Below are 2,051 nucleotides of genomic sequence, written 5' to 3'. Positions count from 1 at the left end.
ACCTGCCTAACTCACTTTTGAGCTTCCTGTCGGGACGTGCGCCTTGTCGCAGGGGACCCGGCAAACGAGTATTTTTTTATGCTTGTATGTTCCACCCAACGCCCGAAAGGGCTGATGGTGAGCGAATTACTTACCTGAACACACGCACCTCCACCTTTACACCCTTTCCTGGTTGGGCTGCGGACTCTCCTCCGGGACGTGCTTCCTGTCGCCCGTGAGCTACCCACGCGGAGCGAACCAATCTATATTTCGTTAATCTTTTGGACCAAGTACTTGTATTGTTGTTCAAAATGGCTACAGTTCAATGTTTCAACTTGAAAAACTTGCTTATGTGACCAATTATTTCTGACAAAATCCTCAACTACTTCGTGGCAAATGCTCTGTCCACTTGCTCTTTCTTTTGATACTTTATCTCGCTCCTCAAAAGGAATAAAACATTTGATAACAACTCCTTCAAAATTGCTTGTATCTAAACCAGGATTCAAGATGGTTTGCCCATGTTTGAATGGAGAAGGAATGTCCTCAACACATTCTATAAAATCTGTATGGGTAGAAACAGATACAGTTACAGATTCTTGACCTAAAATAAAACTGACGTTTTCTGTCATTTACTTAATAAATTAATAGTTGTTTTCTCTTGTTAGAAGGTTTGCGCTATCGCGAGGACGCTACACCGAAAGTCTAAATCTAGCTGGCCGAGTGAGGTATCATAATGGCTTTATACTGGCGATTAGAAAAGCCCCAGCGCAACTTGTCAGACCCAAAAAAATGGGGATATTAGATGCACCTCCATTGTCAATCGCCCAACCCAAGAAATTAGTATCTCGACTAAAAATTTCAAAATTGAACAAATAATGGAATGATAAAAGCATGCCAAAAATTGAATATCCAATGAGGATACATCCGAAGATTAGTTTGAGCTGATTAAGTTTTTTGTTGTCCATATTTTAAATTTCATAATTTCTCACTTACCAAACTTGAGTGGCTGCGCTGGCACATCTATTCCCTCCAAGCCCGCCTGTCGGGGCGTTCACCCTGTCGACCGAAACGACGAAATGGAAGCCCAGAATTGCCTACGCGGGGCGTTCTAACTGTCACACGAAACCTGGCTAACGAGCAAAAGCCTAACCTCTGGGACATGCCGCCTGTCGCCCGCAACCCGGAAATGGAAGCACTGCTTGTTTGGTTCACCCAACGCCCGAAAGGGCTGATGGTGAACGAATTACTTGCCTGAACACGAGACGATTGCCACCTTTACACCCTTTCCTGGTTGGGCTGAAAACCCTCCTTTGGGACGTGCTTCCTGTCGACGGAAAGCTAACCTAACCCACGCTAAATCTATTTTCTACATACTGCCTATAAGCATACCCTAACGAGATAAGGTAAAAGATTATAAAAAGCGACAGAGGTACAATAAATGCAGCATAGTCAAACTCTTCAATAGGTACTGAGAACAATCGTCCAGATATGGGCAGAATTAACAAAAAGAAACACAGAATGTCAATCAAAAAAATACTTAGTTTCCTTTTTCTATTCGCATATTTTACAAGCAAGCCCAAGCCGATTATTCCTATAATGGCAAATAACTGATTGATTTCACCAAAATTAAAAACGTTGAATAATAGCCAGAATAGGAACGGCAATCCTATCATCTGTCCCATCAGAATAATGGATAGATATGAGACGACTGCCAGTAGTACAAATATTTTTTGCTGTTTTAGCATTCTGAGTTTTAGTATTGTTGCCTTCCATAGCTTACCTGTCGGGGCGTTCAAACTGTCGCACGCAACCCGCCCAACGAGTAAAAAGCTTGACCTGTTGGGGCGGTTGGCCTGTCAGCCGAGGCTCGGAAATGGAAACCCAAACCTGCCCACGCGGGGCGTTCAAATTGTCGCCCGAAAGCGGGACTTTGAAACACGGCTTTTACGGTTCACCCAACGCCAACAAGGGCTGATGGAGGAGCAAGATAGCTAAACGTGTTGAGGTCGCCCCCGACCTTTTCACCCTTGTTTGGTTGGGCTGAAAACCCTCCTCACCGGCGAGCATCTTGT

At 44.2% G+C, this 2,051-nt stretch carries 2 protein-coding genes; both read right to left on the bottom strand.

The genetic code is table 11. The features are described from left to right. Positions 1-242 precede the first annotated feature (242 nt). Positions 243-608 (bottom strand): hypothetical protein, encoded by a 366-nt coding sequence (locus ACYVI1_RS17885; protein ID WP_460912105.1) that lies wholly within the window; start codon positions 606-608, stop codon positions 243-245. Between the two features lie 714 nt (positions 609-1,322). Next, a complete protein-coding gene (locus tag ACYVI1_RS17880; protein WP_460912104.1) occupies positions 1,323-1,724 on the bottom strand; it encodes a hypothetical protein in 402 nt (133 codons plus the stop codon). Positions 1,725-2,051 lie beyond the last annotated feature (327 nt).

It is taken from the genome of Spirosoma areae (assembly GCF_054781775.1).
Note: the sequence above shows the minus strand (reverse complement) of the source record. Positions and strands in the feature narration are given on the sequence as shown.